Source organism: Ellagibacter sp. (genome assembly GCF_048412355.1).
Classification (GTDB): Bacteria; Actinomycetota; Coriobacteriia; order Coriobacteriales; family Eggerthellaceae; genus Ellagibacter.
Window position 1 is genome coordinate 57633 of record NZ_DBFSAP010000048.1, and the last position, 16503, is coordinate 74135.

Annotated in this window: 10 protein-coding genes; 2 read left to right on the top strand and 8 right to left on the bottom strand. The window is 59.4% G+C overall.

Annotation, left to right across the window (positions count from 1 at the left end):
- The first annotated feature begins 94 nt into the window (after window positions 1-94).
- Window positions 95-3226, top strand: coding sequence for a YfhO family protein (locus ACMRQN_RS07375; protein ID WP_418734440.1), 3132 nt, complete (start codon window positions 95-97; stop codon window positions 3224-3226).
- A complete protein-coding gene (locus tag ACMRQN_RS07380) occupies window positions 3223-4197 on the top strand; it encodes a glycosyltransferase family 2 protein (protein WP_418734441.1) in 975 nt (324 codons plus the stop codon). Before ACMRQN_RS07375 ends, ACMRQN_RS07380 begins: the two co-directional genes overlap by 4 nt.
- Window positions 4198-4600: 403 nt before the next feature.
- Here ACMRQN_RS07380 and ACMRQN_RS07385 read toward each other — a convergent pair whose 3' ends face one another.
- The 8 genes from ACMRQN_RS07385 to ACMRQN_RS07420 form a co-directional block, all read right to left on the bottom strand.
- Window positions 4601-5143: an NYN domain-containing protein gene (locus ACMRQN_RS07385; RefSeq protein WP_418734442.1), complete on the bottom strand. Its 543-nt coding sequence runs from the start codon at window positions 5141-5143 to the stop codon at window positions 4601-4603.
- 15 nt (window positions 5144-5158) lie between these two features.
- Window positions 5159-5905: a 23S rRNA (guanosine(2251)-2'-O)-methyltransferase RlmB gene (rlmB, locus tag ACMRQN_RS07390; RefSeq protein ID WP_418734443.1), complete on the bottom strand. Its 747-nt coding sequence runs from the start codon at window positions 5903-5905 to the stop codon at window positions 5159-5161.
- A 137-nt stretch (window positions 5906-6042) separates the two neighbouring features.
- Complete coding sequence (locus ACMRQN_RS07395; protein WP_158049306.1) at window positions 6043-6474, bottom strand: hypothetical protein; 432 nt, start codon at window positions 6472-6474, stop codon at window positions 6043-6045.
- Window positions 6475-6559: 85 nt separating this feature from the next.
- Window positions 6560-8122: a hypothetical protein gene (locus tag ACMRQN_RS07400; protein ID WP_158049305.1), complete on the bottom strand. Its 1563-nt coding sequence runs from the start codon at window positions 8120-8122 to the stop codon at window positions 6560-6562.
- Between the two features lie 180 nt (window positions 8123-8302).
- Window positions 8303-9898: a PucR family transcriptional regulator gene (locus ACMRQN_RS07405; RefSeq protein ID WP_158049304.1), complete on the bottom strand. Its 1596-nt coding sequence runs from the start codon at window positions 9896-9898 to the stop codon at window positions 8303-8305.
- A gap of 319 nt (window positions 9899-10217) precedes the next feature.
- Window positions 10218-12530 (bottom strand): methylated-DNA--[protein]-cysteine S-methyltransferase, encoded by a 2313-nt coding sequence (locus tag ACMRQN_RS07410; protein ID WP_418734444.1) that lies wholly within the window; start codon window positions 12528-12530, stop codon window positions 10218-10220.
- 508 nt (window positions 12531-13038) lie between these two features.
- A complete protein-coding gene (locus ACMRQN_RS07415; protein ID WP_418734445.1) occupies window positions 13039-14583 on the bottom strand; it encodes a DEAD/DEAH box helicase in 1545 nt (514 codons plus the stop codon).
- A 259-nt stretch (window positions 14584-14842) separates the two neighbouring features.
- The gene (locus ACMRQN_RS07420; RefSeq protein ID WP_418734446.1) at window positions 14843-16498 is read right to left on the bottom strand and encodes an ABC1 kinase family protein; all 1656 of its coding nucleotides are present in this window, start codon (window positions 16496-16498) and stop codon (window positions 14843-14845) included.
- Between the last annotated feature and the right edge of the window lie 5 nt (window positions 16499-16503).

Sequence of the window (16503 nt, forward strand, 5' to 3'; positions counted from 1 at the left end):
TGCAGACTTTGGGTAAGCTTTTGGATTTATGCCACGAACCTTCGGCTGAAAGCCCGTTTTCTCCTCGCAGGCGCTAGGATGGCTTTCAGAAAAAATGGCAGTCTGGAAACGAGACATAGCAGATTCAGCATCGAGGGCAGGCGAACCGCTTTCCGCCGCCGCAGGATCTCATGCGAAGCCCGAGGAGCGCCCCGAGAGGCGCACCCCGCAGGCACCGAGCGCGAGGCCCGCTGTGACGAAAAGCGCGATCGCGGCATACGCCCTCTCCTTCGTCGTGCCCTTTTTCGTGATTCTCTTCGCGTTCGCATCGAACAACATCTACCCCTTCGGGGACGTCTCGGTCATGATGTACGACATGCCCGTCCAGTACGCGCAGTTCTTCGGATGGCTCTCCAACGTGATCAACGGCGACGCGTCGCTGCTGTACTCCGCCGACGCGGGCATGGGGTGCGGAACCTACGCGCAATATACCTATTACCTGTCGAGTCCCTTAAACGCGCTCGTCGCCTTCTGCGACCCTTCGCAGGTGCCCTACTTCTTCAGTTTCCTCTTCCTCGTGAAGATTCCGCTTGCCGCCGTGACCTGCCTCGTTTTCCTGCGCGGTCGCTTTGTCGCGGCAGGTGCCAAGGGGTCTTGCGCAACGCAGGTGCTTGCGGTGGTCGGCGCGATCGCCTACTCACTCACCTCGTATGTCACCGGGTATTCGAGCAACATCATGTGGATCGACGGCGTGATTATGGCGCCGCTCGCCTGCCTGGGCGTGTACCGCCTGGTGCGCGGACGCGGATGCGCGGCCCTGTTCGCGTCGTGCGCGTGCGCCATCCTCTTCAATTGGTACACGGGCTACATGGTGTGCTTCTTCACCATCTTCTACTTCTTCTATGAGTACGCACGCCTTCGCATCGAGGAGAGCGAGCGCGCCTGCGACGAGGGCGAACTTAGGCTCGGAAACGAACGCAAGTGCGCGGACGACGCGGGCAAGCGCAACGGAGGCAGCGCAAACGAGCCCGCGCGCATTGCCCCCAAGAACCGAAAGCTCGCAGGCCACCCCCTCATCCACCTGGGCCTACGCTATGCTGCGACGATGATTCTTGCCGTGGGAGCCTCTGCGGTAATCCTCTTCCCCACGCTGATTGCGCTTTTGGGCGGCAAGGGTTCAGGCGCTGGTCTGGCGGCGCTTGCGGGGACCATCTTCTCGCTCAACCCCTTCGACTACGCGAACTTCTTCGCCATCGGCACGCGGCCGGGCATCATCGTCGCGAACGCGACCCCTGCGATCGTGATTTCAGCTCTTGTACTCGTAGGCGTCGCCGTCTTCTTCGCAGACGCTCGCAGGTCCCGCGCCCTGCGCATAGCGGGTGCCGTCATTATGGGCATTCCTGCCTCGTCGCTCGTCCTCATCCAGCTGAACACGATCTGGCTCGGATTCGTGCCCGAGTCGTCCTACACGGGCCGCATGGCGTTTCTGCTGCTGCTCACGATGGTGGCGCTTGCCTTCGAGGGCATCGCCTTCTGCCTGGACAATAAAAACGAGGCGCTCGTCGTCGCCGGAAATCCGAAGAACCGCCCCGTGCGTCACACATCGCTGCGCGCCGTGGTGAAGGGCGGCGCGGCAGCGTTCCTCATCTTCGGATGTGCCACCTTCAACGTGTGGTACCGAACGCTCTCGATTCGCCCGAGTGCCGCGAACGCCGTGCTCGAACTGGTACTGATTACGGGATTCACCGCCTTCCTTGCGCTCATGGTGCGCCAGGGCCTGCGGGTTCCCGCCGAAGGGAACGCCCGCGAGAAGCGCGAGACGGGGCGCAAGATTCTTGCCCGAGCGGGAATCGCCTGCCTGGTCGTCCTGTTCGCCTTCGAACAGTGCTACGGCACGGCGGCTCAATACGCCGCATGCGACTTAAGCGCGAGCGAATACTCGAACCGCATCGCCGAGCTCGAGGAATACTACGAGGACTACCCCACCGACAACGGCTTCGCGCGCACGGGGCAAACGTGCGTGTACTATGGGTCGTCGAAGTACAACGGACCTGATTGCACGGGGCTCGTGCTCAGTGGGCCGGGCTCGTTCGATCTGTACTCGTCCACCCAGGAAAACAGCGTGCAGAACCTGCTCATGCGCCTCGGCTACTCGAAGAAGACGCCGTTCGGAACCGCGTACCAGTCGCCCAACACGGCGGCAGATGCGCTCCTTTCGGTGACCAACGTCATTGCTGAGGAGCAGCCACCCGAAACCGAGCTCGTCGCCGACCATGCTCAAAAGCTCTACGGGTCGTATCGCGATTGGAAGACGACCTCGTCGATGCCTCTCGGCTACGGCATTGCGGCCACAGCCGAGGAGACGGAATTGGCGAATAAGGCGGACTACTCGAACGCTGCGACCGATGCGACCGACGACGAGCCCACCGATGCATGGAGCGCCAACCCCTTCAACAACCAGATAGCGATGTACGCGTCCGTCACGGGCGCCGACGCGAGCGGTCTCTACCATAAGGCGACCGCTGTCGACGCGGAGAGCACGAGCGCAACCCAGCGCGACTTCACCGTCACCACCACGAGCGCAGGGCCGCTTTTCCTGTACTTCCCGAGCATCTACTTACTCGATATCGAGGAGGCCGGTATCTCCTGCTATGCCCAGGTCAACGGCAACACCGTCGAGCACGTCGGAGGGCGCGGGTCATGCAACGTGGTCTACGCGGGCACGTTCAACGCGGGCGAGACCGTCACGGTGTCGATTGTCCCGACGGCCATGAAGCAGACGACCGTGAACAAGCACGGGCAAATCGTCGACGTTCAACAGGCGGTCTTCAACGCACCGACCGAGGCAGCCATCAAGGCGGAGACGCTCGATGTCGACGAGATGAAGACGCTGCTCGGAAAGCTTGATTCCGCCGGCTTCTCGTTGAAATCGTTCTCGAACGGCCAGGTGAGCGCCTCCTTCGACGCCCAACGCGACGAGACGCTCCTCATCTCCATCCCCTACGAGAAGGGCTGGAGCGCCACTGTGAACGGACACAACGTGCCGGTCCACGAGCTCTACGGCGGACTTTTGGGCATCGACGTCACCGCGGGCACCAACGACATCGAACTTCACTACATGGCGCCCGGCCTCATACCGAGCGCGATTATCAGCATCGCGAGCGTCGCTGCGTTCTGCGCATGGCGCGCCTTCGAGAACCGTCGCCATCGCACGCGCGCGACCAGCGGAAAGAGAGCAGCGCAATGACCTACCCCTTCAGCTTGAGCTTCGTCGTCCCCTGTTACAACGAGGTCGACAACATCCGCCTGTTCAAGCGCCGCGCCTTCGAGTGCTTCGACGCGGAGGGCATCTCGCTTGAGATCGTGTTCGTGAACGATGGCAGCCAGGACGGCACCTTCGAGCTGCTGCGCGAGGTTGTGAGCGAAACCGACCCTTCTCATCCCATGCAGGCCGTGCAGTTCTCCCGCAACTTCGGCAAGGAGGCGGCACTGTATGCGGGCATGGAAGCGGCACGCGGCGAGTGCATCTGCCTCATCGATGCCGACCTGCAGCAAACGCCCGAGGACGCGCTGCGCATGTACAAACTGCTTGTGGACAAGCCCGAGTACGATATCGTCGCCGCCTGCCAGATCGAGCGCAAGGAAAGCGTCGTGTTAAAGCTGTTCAAGCACTCGTTCTACAAGACCTTCAACGGCATCTGCACCGACATCGAGATTCCTGCGAACGTGAGCGACTTCCGCGTGTTCCGCCACACCGTGGCCGACGCCCTGCTCTCTCTGCCCGAAGGTCAGCGCTTCAGCAAGGGACTTTTCGCATGGGTCGGATTCAAGACGCTCGAAGTCCCCTACGAGCCGGACGCGCGCGCCAACGGCGAGAGCAAATGGTCGGTGAGGTCGCTGTTCCGTTATGCGGCGAACGGCATTTTAGGCTTCACGACCTGGCCTTTGAAGGTGGCCGTTTGGATTGGGCTCATCGCTTCGCTCGGCGGGTTCGTCTATCTTCTGTGGATCATCTTCGAATACGCGCTGCGGGGCACCGACGTGCCGGGTTTCCCGACGCTCGCGTGCCTGATTCTGCTGTTCGGCGGCCTACAGCTCACCGTGCTTGGCGTAATCGGCGAGTACCTCTCGCGCAGCTACATCGAGGGGAAGCACCGCCCGCTCTACATCGCGAAAGAGCACCTCACAAACGAGGGGCGCGAAGAGGGCGAAAGGTAGGAGTGACCGCAGCTGGCAAACAACGAGGTTTGCTGGTGTTGCGAGGTCGCTGTCGCGCGATTTTTTTCCGACACTCTCGCGAGGCGATCTCCATGAGAGTGCTGCTTTCTCAAAATCGGCTCGCCGTGGACAAATAATGCCGATATGTGAGGAGCTGTACATAGCAGACTTATCTTTGAAGAATCCGACCTGGGAAAACACCATGGAACGGATTCCGAGATGCCCGAAACCGCCGATTCGGACTCACATATCAACGCATTTTGTCCATTACTTGCCTCTTGGGCTCAATTTGCTCTTCGGGACGAAGGCGGGGCGCTCGTAGTCGAAGCCGATGAGCAGAAGCCAGAATGTGAATCGGGCATTCGAGCGCCCCCCGCCCCGTCAGGAAAGCACTCGCTGGACCTTAAAGCTTCCCGTCGCGCATCGCTTTCAGCTTGGCGAGGGTATCGGCAGGAATGCGATCGCCGAGCGTTCGCTTCTCGGCCACCTTTGGCGACTCATCGAGGCGCGCCTGATTGTAGTACTCCCCCACCTCATAGCTGAAGCCGTTCGCGCTCATGCGATCGACGCCGCCCCCGAAGACGGTGTCTTGGATGGTGGCGTCGCTTGTGACTACAAGCGTCTCGACCATGCGCTCGCGCGCGTCGTGAGCAAGCTTCTCGATTACCTTGTCAGCGGACTGGCCAGCTGGGCTGAACATGATGCGCACGCCGCCGATGGTTTGCGCTTCTCCTGTTGAGAACTCGTTTTTCGCACCATCGAACACGATGATGGCACGCCAATCGCGACCCGCAAAGTTCACGACGTCGTTGATCAGCCGCTCGCGGGCGGTGTTGAAGGCGTCGTCGGTGTAGTCGGGTCCGAACGCCGTCGTTTTGTAGCGCTCACCCGAGCGGAGCACGTTGTACCCATCGACGATGAGCAGCTTGTTTCGTTTCCTTGCCATTTTCGAATGCGCAACCTATTGCTGCTGACGGAGCCACTCGTACATGAAGACAGTGGACGCCTGCGCTACGTTGAGCGAGGACACCTTCCCCATCTGGGGAAGCTTCACCGCGAAGTCGCAGTTTTCGAGCACGAGGCTCGACACGCCCTCGCCTTCCGAGCCCATGACGAGCGCGATCTTGCCTTTGAGGTTCGACTTCCACACCACTTCTTGCGCATGCTCGCTCGCCGCGCAAACCCAGAAGCCCTCTTTCTTCAGGCGTTCGATCGTCTGGGAGAGGTTCGCGACCTGCGTCACGTTGATGTGGGAAATCGCGCCTGCCGAGCTTTTGTACGTCGCCGCCGTTACGTGCGCCGCGCGCTTGTTGGGGATGACGATGCCGGCAGCCCCAACCGACTCGGCGGAGCGGGCGATGGCGCCCAGGTTGCCCGCGTCGGTGATGTGGTCGAGGATGACGACGAGCGCCGAGCCGCCGTTTTCGGCAGCCTGCGCGTTCGCAGTTTCCACGATAGTCGTGACATTCACGTAGTTGAAGGGCTTGGTTTCCGCCATAACGCCCTGGTGACTGCCGCGTTCGGAGAGCTTCTCGAGACGCGCGCGCGGCACCGTTTCCACAGGCACGTTGCGCTTCTTCGCCTTGCGCAGCACGTCCTCAATGAGCGGATCGCGCTTCACATTGTCGGCAAGAAGAACGCGCTTACACGGAATCTCAGTGCGCAGCGCTTCGATGACGGGGCGTTTGCCCTCGATGAAATCAGCCATGGTGTTCGCTTTCGTGAGTGATTGACGCCGCACGAGGCGGCGAATTCGTCTAGCGAGCAAGTGTACCACGAACCGTCCAAGAGCATACGCCTTTTCGCCGCCGGATAAATTCGAGACAGATTCGCGGCAGTTTAGCCCTAAGACTCGCTTTCGCCATTTTCCCTCAGCCTGAAATAAAGATTCTCGCCAAGGGCACGCGTCGTCTTGAGCTTATACGCTTCATCGGCGGGCATGGGCTGAAGCCCCAACTCGCGTTGCAGCTTCAAGATAAGCAGAACCTTTTTCGTGGCAGTGGAACTGATACCTGTACACGAAACCGAAGCATGCCCCAACTGGACGCTCTTATCGTGCAAGTAAAGCAACTTATCGACGCTTATCTTGGAGAGTTCGAGTAGCTCATCAGTTGTCACCTCCTCTTCTGTCAGCAAGAATTTCAATAAAGTCATCTCTCGAATGAGGCGACAGAACTCGTCAAGCGTAGCTGAAGGATTCTTGAGCCGTAGAAGGAGGCCCTTGAATTCTTCATCGGCAGAGTCGATTCGCTCTTGCAACGTTGGTGAACCGCTCATATTCGACACCTTTCATCGAAAAAGGGGTTCTTGCACTCATCACCAAGAACCCCCTACGGAAATCACTCTGCGCCCATGCGGGTAACTATGCGCGCAGAACTTCCAAGCCCAAGCTTTCCGCCAGCTGAACGAGCTGATCTTCGAAATCGCCGTAAATCAGCGGAACATGGTTGCCGCAGTCCATTTGATACTTCCAGAACGTATGCACGTCTTTGACCTCGAAAAATACGCCCTCGGAGCAGTTGACCGAACCGTAACCCAAGCCGCCAACAATCGTACCCTTGGCAATGAGAATCTTCTTGCAAGTTGGATCGACGCGGCACATCGTGACAACTTGACCCTCATCAGCTGCAAAGTCGTAGCGAATCGTAGCCCCCCAACCACTATGGGTGAAAGGACCGATCGCATAAGGACGAACCGGCGCGTCGTAAGACGTCCACCGACGATTCGGAACCGAGTGGAAGGTCAAGACCAGATTGTCGACATTCTCGAGCTTCGCAAGCTGACGAGCCGTCTCCTCTTTGTCAAAGAACGGCATCTTTGGGAACGGAATGTGCTTGCCGTCTTTTTGACGCGGAATCGCATAGGTATTGCCCATGTACGACGGTCGACGACCGATAGATTGCAACATAACCATCGAGATAAGCGCAGCCAAGTCGTATTCGCAGGCAGAGGGAATACCTTCCTCGTTATTCAGCGCATGATTCAGGCACATCGTAACCTGCTGTTCGTTCATGCGCCGCGTCGAGCAAATGTCACCGCATGGGGCGGCATAGCAATTGCAGTCATTCGCCTCCATGAACTTATGGATGGCGTAACGCATCTCGACGGATTTTTTCACCGCTTCCTCGCTCATGCGCACTTCCTGCGCGTTATCGATGAGCTCGCGAGTCTGCCGCTCGATTTCCTTAGCGTCTTCCTCGGTAAAGTTGAGACCCTTACGACCCGGCGTGCAATGGTTGCCCATCGGATCGCCATAGCTCGTTTGGTCGAGAAGCTCGTGTGCGCTGATTGTACGCTGACGAGCCCCGAATACTTCGTCCATGGTCTTGTCAGGATCTATGATGCTGTCAGAAGAGCTAACCGACACGGACGAATTGTTGCGGATAGCGCACAGGATACGCGTGTTCTTCAAAGCCTTCTTGGCTCGCAGAACAACCATGTAATCCTCGGCTGCCTCCCAGGTCTCAAACGGAATGTACTCGATACCGCGCGCTCGATGCTGGGCGCAGGAGTTGGCGGTATAGCAGCATGCCTGCACCATTGCCCACGGCTTGTCCGTCAGTCGTGCGACCTCGTAATTTAGCAGGAATACGCGACCCAGCTCGACCGAAAAATACAAGTCGACCTCAACACCCGGAGTAGCATCGGTGATGATCTTCCGAACTTCCTCGTCCTTGATGTACCAGTCCTCGGTTCCGTGGATGCGGATAGGCGGAAGCAGATTCACGACATCCTCGTGCATATGCGCTTTAAGCTGCGTATACCAATCCTGGAACTTCTCCTCGTTTATCATTTCGTCGAACGGCTTGGTTAGCGCGTCTCCCTTGCCAAAACGGCATGGACCCTCGAAAACATATTCGTGAACGAACTCTATGGAGACAGGTTGAACGTTGAGTCTGATTTCCTCTAGCTTCTTGATTGCCATGGGAGCCTCCTTCACTTCGGATACCGGGAAGAGCGATGGTCTTCCCCCTCTTGCCGAAGAGTATAGAAAGAGCCGAAACCCCACATCAGGTGCACATTGCACACAGCATCATGCCCGAATGGCTGCGAAATGCTATAACAGCCCGTTTTAAACCTTAGGCGAAAGTCCTTTGCGCTTACCTCACGAAAGCATATGCCTGCGCACCTCGAAGACCAGCATGAGGCTCAACCGTTGCTCGAAAGTCTCGGTTTGCGCACCGAACAACTCCTCGATCCGTTCGAGACGTTTCGGCACGTTATTGCGATGCATGTTGCACAGTTCGGCCACGCGCGTGGCTTTTCGATCGTTTTCCAGATAACATTCGAGAAACTTATAATAGTCTGTCCCGTTTTGGACATCATAGCGGTTCATCTCGTCGATTACCCTAAACGCTCTCGACGATGCGAGCATGCCCCCGTCCACAAGCAGCTGGTTTGCAAGATAGGAGTACAAAAAGAAAGAATCAAACGAAACGAGCGGAGACTCGCACGCCGAAACCGTTCCCATCGTCAGCTCTCGACTATGCATCTCGTATGCCATCCGAGCCTGTTCGTACGCGATTGGCAAATCAGCCAGGCTTCCCATGACCGCGCTGCAAGATCCATGGCGACCATACGACTGCGCAACCTGAGATAGCCTCTGCTTGATATTCTTTCGTCTCCGGGGGCAGCCCTCGCGGCACAGCCCTTTACAAGCACTATCTCGGCAATTGGAGCAAAGCACCAAAAGACAATTGTCCAGTTTCACCGTAATAGCAGGAACGGAGCGCTCGGAGATTTCGGCCACGAAGCGCCAGACGGGTATGTCGCGAACGTTTTCAAGCCCAAAATAGAACAGGCAATAAGGACCCACGTAAAGAATGTCGACAAATCGTGCGCGCTCTTTGATTTCACGTTCGGTCGTGATAACGCCGTGACTTAAATCCCTGATGAAAGTGCATATTGCCTCACTCGCAGTCGTGAACCCTTCGTATTCCCGACGAACATAATGCGCTATCCGAGATACGACCAGGCGATAGACATCCTTCAGATAGCCGCACGGCTCCATGACGTTGCATATCATAACCACAATAACCGAAAAGGATCCAGTAGTTTTAAAGCAATAGAGTATCGAAGGGAAACGCGATATCTTGCGTTCCGTGTTCACGATGAGACCTTCGCTCTCGGACCATAACTTAAATCTTTTATCTAACCTGAATTGCTCGATAGTATCTTCACTGTGATAGCCCAGTTTAACGAGGCGATTCGTTATCGGATCGTCCAAATCGGAATCGTCGCTGTGCGCAAGCAGCTTCATGGCGGGGTCGACGATGTCGATATGGTTCGGTATAAACGCAGATGCGAGATCAAGGAGGGTCTGCAGGCCCTCCTCACGCAAAAGAGAGCTGTCCATATCACGTTCCCATCTTCTATAGCGCAACGAGATATCCTGCAAAAGGGAAAATATATCGCCAAAGGGCTCCTGCGTGTCCACGACACCTATTGCTCCACGAACATCATCTGCGACATCACCGACGTAGACCACGGCATACTCAGCACCATAGCTCTGAACTAAGTCCTCATCACAAGTTACGTAGAGGACGGACTTATCGTGGCACCGATTGCTCAATATTTGGACATCGAGGAACCAGCGATCGCAGCTTTGATTGAAATGATTAGAGACTTTTGCCTCGCTTAATTCACGAGAAATGATTCTGCAAGAGATGCCGCTTACGCTCAACCGCGAGGATCTGACCATAGAGTTTACTCCTCCCTAGATGCGCTCTTGGTCGCAAGAGGCAGCAGCCTTCGCGCAGGGGCAGCGCAAATCATGCCTCTACCGCATTCGATGAACTCACTGTCTTCGATTGCCTTGCGCGTCAACAACTTCGAGAGCGCTCTCAAACGACCTAGCTACCCCATCGCACGCCCAAAGCCACGAGAGCAGTGTAATGCAAGTATACCATCGTGGCAAGGACGGCATACCCAATCCCAGGGAAGGTGAGGTTATGCGGGTGAGGTTTCACCTGCGTTCGCCAAGAGACCCGTGAGGCGCTCGTTCCCTTGAATCCCCCCCCCTACAGCGCTGTGCCTTTCGTGGGAACCGAGAGCGCGCTCATGTCGACGCCTTCCAGCTTGAGGAGCGCGGTCTTGCGCTCGATGCCGCCCGCATATCCCGTCAAGCTGCGGCTTGCCCCCACCACGCGATGACAAGGCAAGATAATCGACACCGGATTGTGCCCCACGGCTCCGCCGACGGCTCGCGCCGAGCGCTTCTTGCCCGTGTCGGCCTCGATTGCCTTCGCGATATCACCGTAGGTGACGAGCTCGCCGTAGGGGATTTCCGCAAGTTTCGCCCATACGAGCTGGCGAAACTCCGACCCGCGCGGTGCGCACGGGGGAATCTCTCCTGGGTCGCGGCCCTCGAAGTACGCGTCGAGCCACGCACGCGCTTGCGCAAGCACGGGATCGTCGGGCTTTTCCTGCGTGGCGGGCGAAAGCGTCGCCGCGTCGTATTTCTGACCCTTGAACCACAGGCCGATGAGCGCCTCGCCGTTGCTCGCAAGCTCGATATCGCCCAAAGGCGACGCGTAGGTGCAGGTGAAATCCATGGTCCCTTCTTTCTTTCGCTGATCCGCGCGCTTTGCCGTTGTTGTTGCACGCCTCGCCGCAACCGTCATGCTCGCGGGCAGCGCGTCAGCAGTCTTTTCCGCAGCGGTCGCGTCCGCCATGTTCGCCAGGGGAGACTCCGTACGCGCCTTCCCCTTTCCTTTCCCCTTTTCCTTCTTCGGGGCGGACTTCTTGGGCTTCTCGTGCGGCACCGACCACATCGACATCACGGCGTACGATCGCCACGGGCGCCAGGGTTGCGACAGTTTCTCCAGCGCACGCGGCTTCATGTCGGGAAGCGCAAGTTTCACGCCATAGTCGGTGGGAAGGAACGCATCGGGGTAATCGTAGGCGCGCATGAGTACGTACTGCACCGTCCAGTCGCCGATGCCGCGGATGCTGCCGAGACGCGCAGCCTCCGCCGCGAGGTCGGCGCCGGGACGCAGTGTGAGTTCGCCCGTCTCCATAGCGCGCGCGATGGCGCAAATGGCGTTCGCACGTTGAGCGATGACGCCGACCTCGCCAAGGCGGGCGGGCGCATCGTCCGCGCAAAAGGCTTGCGGCAAGGGGAATGCGCAGGTCAATTCCTCAATCGGCCCCTTTATCGGCGAACCAAACTCGCGCGCGACACGCCCCGCGAGCGTGCTTGCCGCCTTCACGGTGATTTGCTGCCCTAAGATGGCGCGGGTCGCCATCTCGAAGCCGTCGAAGGCGCACGGCACGCGAATGCCAGGAATGCGGTACGTCTCACCTGAGTGTTCGTAAAAATCAGCGAGCCCCTGCTCGACCGCCCCAGGCACGCAATCGGTATCGAACAGGCGGCGCGTACGGGCAAGCACCGAGGGAATGTCGTCAAAAAGCTCGGGCGATATGGTGACGGCAAGGCGGCGATGCGAGGGATCGTTCTCCACCTTGATCCACCCAGCGCGCTCGCCATCGGAGGCGCGGACGATCCGCCAATACGCACCGTCGAGCACCGCCTCGACGCCCTCGATAGCGCGCATCTGCAGGAAACCGAGCAGCAGATCAAAGCGATACGGCTCGCGATAGTCGACATGCAGAACGATAGGCGCCGCCGCCGTTTTCGCAGATGTCGAGCCTTGCACGCTTTTGCGGAATCGCGTCGGCTGCATGCCGTAGCTGTTGACGAACGCATCGTTAAATCGGCGGACCGAGGCAAACCCACTTGCATACGCGATGCGTGTCATGGAGAGCTCTGTGTCTGTGAGCAGGCTTTTTGCAAGAAGCAAGCGACATGTTTCGCGATACTGCGCAGGTGGCACACCGTAAGTTTGCTCAAACAAGCGGCGCAGATGACGCTCCGACATGCCTTGCTCCGCGGCAATCCGAGCGATGGGAGCATCTCCGGGCCGCTCCCGCATGCTAGAAGCGGCGCGTGCAACCGCATGGTCGATGTCGGGCGCAATTGGGGTTCCCGGCGCAAGCTCGGGGCGGCATTTCAGGCAAGGCCGATACCCCGCCGCTTCCGCCTCGGCAGCAGTTTTGAAGAACGTGCAGTTTTCGCGCTTGGGCACCTTCGCCCAGCATACGCCCACGCGACAGTAAATTCCCGTCGAGGAAACGCCGACGAAAAGCAAGCCGTCGAAATGAGGATCCCCTGACAAAAGGGCCTGATAACATACGTCCTGGCTGGGAAGATCGCTCCCCGCGAAAAGTCCGAAATCGACCTTGTCTTTGGCGGTTTCGCCCTCGCCAGCTTTCCCCATGCTGCCGTCGGCCTTTTTACTGTCGCCCATATGCTCACCCGCCGAACCTTCCATCTGCGACTCTTTCTTACGCAGGCAATGAAACCACAACGTGGCCGCCAAAACCAGCCATTTTCGGACATGAAGACCCGATAAAGACCGCACTTCCAACCCCGATTTTTTCGCCAAAGCCGCCTTGTTTTCCGCCGCGGGACCGAGTACGGAGCTCAAGCTACAATCGGACGCCAGATAATCGGGATGCCGACGCCCCGTTCAACAATAGGCGATCAGCTTGTCGCCCTTCGCTCTAACGGTGATGATTTTGGAAGCGATCAGGTGCAAAGCCCCATTGCCGACCTCGAGAAAGAGCTGCCGAGTAGGAATCAATGACGCCCGAACGCAAGAGGGACCCAGTTCAGCGTGAACTGGGTCCCTCCCTATTCCCTCAGGTGGAACAATCTACGCACGACCATTCCACCTGACGCTCTACCGTTGCCGCCAGAGTCTGCTTAGTGGTGCCTCCGATTGCTCGCAATGCTCCTGCTCGCTCGCACGCCCCTGCTTGCCAGCGGCGCCCCGCTTGCTAGTGGCGCTTCTGCTTCTTCTCGAAGTTGCGGCGCTCGCCGAAGGAGCGCACGTCGTTCATGTTGGAGGGGCGCTTCTTGTTGCGCTTGGAAGCAGTCGCTGCGGCGCCCTTGTTGCCCGACGGCTTGCTCGTGCGATGCGACTCGCCGCGCTTGCCCTTCGAGTCGCCGCGCTTGCCGCCTTCGCCGCGCCTGCCGCCCTCGTTGCGCTTGTCGCCGCGCGAGCCGCCGCGTCCGCCGCGGCCCTCGAACTCATCGCGCCCGCCGCGACCGCGCTTGTTGTCGCCGAACTTCGCCGCACGACGCTCGGCGCGGTTGGCGAACTCGCCAGCCCCGCGTCCATCACGCTTGCGACCAGCGCTGTTGCGGCTCGAACCACCGCGACCCTTGTTCTTGCGGTTCAGCAGGTCGGGATCGAGGTCGTACGTCTCAAGCCCCATGAAGGGGATGTCGCGATCGATGAGCTTCTCGATGTCGACCAGAAGGCGGCGCTGATTGGGGCTCACGAACGAGATGGCGTAGCCGTGCTCGCCCGCGCGACCCGTACGGCCGATGCGGTGCACGTAGTCTTCGGGGCAATCGGGAAGGTCGAGGTTGATAACATAGTCGACGCTCGGCACATCGATGCCGCGAGCGAGCACGTCGGTCGCCACGAGGATGTTCGCCTTGCCGCGGCGGAACTTGTCGAGCGCACGGCGGCGCGCACCCACCGACTTGTCGGAATGGATGGATTCCGCCTGGTAGCCATCGTCGTTCAGCGCCTTCGCGAAATCCTCGGCGCGGTTGCGCGTGCGGGCGAACACGATCACGCGCTCGTGGCCCTTCTCCTCGAGCACCGCGCGAAGGAGCTCGGGCTTCTTGTCCTGCTTGATCGGCATCATGTACTGGTCGACGGTCTTGGCCGTCTCGCCCTTATGCGCGATTTCCACCACGGCGGGGTTCTTAAGCAGATTGCCGAGGTTCTTCTGGATGGACTCGTCGATCGTCGCCGAGAAGAGAAGCGTCTGGCGCTCGTCGGGCGTAGCCTCGACGATGGTGGTCACATCGGGAAGAAAACCCATGTCAAGCATACGGTCCGCCTCGTCGAGCACGAGCGTCTGCACGCCGGAGAGGTCGACGACCTCGCGCTTCATAAGGTCGTTCAGACGGCCGGGCGTAGCGATGAGCACATCGGTGCCGCGGCGAATCTCCTTGATTTGCGGGCCGTAGGGTGCACCACCGAAGACAGTCGTCACGAACTGCCCGGTGCAGCGCGCGATTTTCATGGCCGTGAAAGCGATCTGCTGTGCAAGCTCGCGCGTAGGCGAAACCACGAGCAGGCGCGGCGGGCGGTTGTGGCTACGGTCGCGCGGCATGCGGGAAAGGACGGGAAGCAGGAAGGCTGCCGTCTTGCCGGTGCCCGTGCTCGCAGCGGCGATGAGGTCGCGGCCAGTCAAAACGATGGGAATAGCCTGCTCCTGAACGGGCGTGGGCTCATCGTAGCCCAGGCGCGTAACCGCATCGAGGGCGTTATCGGACAGGCCAAGGCTGGCAAAGTTTTCCATGTAAGACTCTTTTCTTCAGTTGCCACGCTCCATCGCCCCTTGCGATGCGAATCCGTGGGCGCACCCGCTCCCAGCGGCGTGCATTTGCGCTTGAGGCGAGCCGCTTTCCAATTCATAGGCGGAATTACGCGCAGCTCGAAGCCGCCGCGGATATGCGCAAATAAGAAAAGAGAAAGATTTTCGCTTGAAGCGACTGTCTATTATGCCGCTTCATTCCGTCGTCCGCGCATATCGGCACGGGAAATCCACACCGCGGGGGCTACTTCCTGCGCCAGATGCTGAAGATGAGCCAGATCGACAAAACGAGCGAACCGAAGTATCCGAAAAACGACAGCAGCGGCACGCCGAGGAAGCGCGGCTCCATCGTGGTCCCCGCCATCAGGCTCGAGCCAACAAACAGGCCCGCGATCACCATCGCGATCGCCACGCGGTTGATCATGCGCGAAAGGTGCGCGAGCGGCGCCTCGGAGCCGAGGACCTCCATGTTCATCTTCAGCTGGCCGCGCGTGAGCATCTTGAGCGCCTCGCCGGAATACGACGCCGCGTCGAGCGTGCCGCGGCCCGACGAGTAAATCGCGCGCGCAAGGTCCTCAAGCGCGTCGCGGATTTCTTCGCGCGTGCCTTTCTTGCTCTTGATGTGGGCATTTATAATCGCGACGATATTCTGGTTGGGAATATAGGGCGCCACCGTGCCCTCGATGGTCACGATTCCGCGCGACACGCTCGTGACCGAAGCGGGCAGCATCACGTTGCACGAGCGCGTGAGCTGCATAATGTCGCTCAGGAACTGGCCCACGTCGATCTCGGCCACATCGCACGAGCCGTAGTCCTCAAGCAGCAAGTCGAGGTCGGCGAGAAAGCGCGTGTGGTCGATGGCCGCGTTGTCCTTCTTCGCCGCGAACCGCATGAGCGCATCCTTGAGCGCGCCCGGGTCCTTAAGCCCCACGGCCTCGATGATGTCGCCGAAGCCCGCACGGTCGCGTGCCGACAGGCGGCCCATGTTCCCCAAATCGATGTAAACGATCCGCCCATCGCGGATGATCACATTGCCCGGATGCGGGTCGGCGTGGAAAAACCCGTGGTCGAGAATCTGCGTCGCGTAGTTGTCGAGCATCTTCGACCCGATTTCCTCCAGGTCGTACCCATTGGCCACCAACCGGTCCGCGTCGCCGATGGGAATGCCGTCGACGTATTCCATGACCAGGACGAACTCGCTGCACAGCTCGGTGTAGACCTTCGGACACGCGATGAAAACGCAGTCGCGGTTGAGCTCGGCGAACTCGGCGAGGTTCGCCGCCTCGCGCCGGAAATCGGTCTCCTCCAGAAACGTCGCCCACATCTCCTCGACGACGGCGCGCAAGTCGAGCATCTGCTCGCCTTTCATGTACCTCGAGGCGCGACGGGCGAGCATGCGCATGATGTCGATGTCGAGCGCCATCGTGGCCTTCACGCCAGGGCGCTGGATTTTGATGGCGACCGACTCTCCCGAGGTCAGGACCGCGCGATGCACTTGGGCAAGCGACGCGCTGCCAAGCGGCTTCGAGTCGATCTCGGCGAAGATTTCCTTGCGACGGCCGCCGAATTCCTCATCGAGCGCCGCGAGCATCTCATCGAACGGCAGCGGATCGCATTCCGTTTGGAGCTTGGTGAGTTCCTCGCAAAACACCTTGGGAAGGATTTCCGAGCGCGTCGAGAGCGTCTGGCCGATTTTCACGAAGCTCGGGCCCAAGTCCTCGAGCATCGCGCGGAACTCTTCGGGCGTGAAGCCCTCGAGGGCACGATGCTTGCCGACGATGCCGATGATTTCGCGCATGCGGCGGCGACGGGACTTGGAGTTGAGCCCGAAACGGCCCTCGGGGTCGGCGTCGGCCCCAGGAGCGAAAAAGTGCCTGAGCAGTGTGTTGTTTTCGGCCATGAGGA